General features: G+C 40.8%; 2 tRNA genes and 1 rRNA gene. All 3 read right to left on the bottom strand.

The annotated features are described in order from the left end of the window. Positions 1-282: 282 nt before the first annotated feature. Positions 283-358, bottom strand: a tRNA-Ala gene (locus TOI97_RS13190). A 243-nt stretch (positions 359-601) separates the two neighbouring features. Beyond that, positions 602-678, bottom strand: a tRNA-Ile gene (locus TOI97_RS13185). An 89-nt stretch (positions 679-767) separates the two neighbouring features. After that, positions 768-845, bottom strand: a 16S ribosomal RNA gene (locus tag TOI97_RS13180); the annotation flags it as partial.

Genomic DNA, 845 nt, shown 5'->3' with positions numbered 1-845 from the left:
CCACCGTATGCGCTTCTTCACTTGACCATATAACCCCAAGCAATCTGGTTACTGTCTATAACGTGAAGAGCGATATTACGCCGAAAGTTCGCAATTAAAAAACTCACAAACTTTACCTTAGCCTAAACGATTACCAGTGAAAGTAATCATTCAGTCTTTTTTACTTCTATCACATACCTAATTTTTAAAGAACAGTTCTGATAAAGATCAGAAATCAATATTCAAGCGATCAACTGAATTGAAAGTTAAATATTCACTTCTAAGCTTTGAGCAATTGGATAATGGTGGAGCCATGCGGGATCGAACCGCAGACCTCCTGCGTGCAAGGCAGGCGCTCTCCCAGCTGAGCTATGGCCCCATTCTCTAACGTGCTTTTAGTTGTTAGCTTTTATGCTTTGCATTCAACTTAAAGTGCGTTGCTATACTGTTTCAAATATCACTTAAATGTCACATTTAAATGGTACCTTCAAACCCTAGATAACTGTCTTTTCTTTTCAGAAAAAGTCATTTCACTTTATATATTGTATTTTAATGCGCTCCAATGCACTGCTTAGTATTCAATACTCAGCAAGCAATAAAACGATACAACTTAAAGCAAAATTGGTGGGTCTGGGCAGATTTGAACTGCCGACCTCACCCTTATCAGGGGTGCGCTCTAACCAACTGAGCTACAGACCCAATTATCAAGGGTCTAACAACCCAATCGCTACTACAGATTGAATCAAGCAATTCGTGTGGGTACTTATGAAGACGTTGATGTCTTCGATTAAGGAGGTGATCCAGCCGCAGGTTCCCCTACGGCTACCTTGTTACGACTTCACCCCAGTCATGAATCACACCGTGGT

Source organism: Denitrificimonas halotolerans, from assembly GCF_034259425.1.
GTDB classification, from domain to species: Bacteria; Pseudomonadota; Gammaproteobacteria; order Pseudomonadales; family Pseudomonadaceae; genus Denitrificimonas; species Denitrificimonas halotolerans.
Note: the sequence above shows the minus strand (reverse complement) of the source record. Positions and strands in the feature narration are given on the sequence as shown.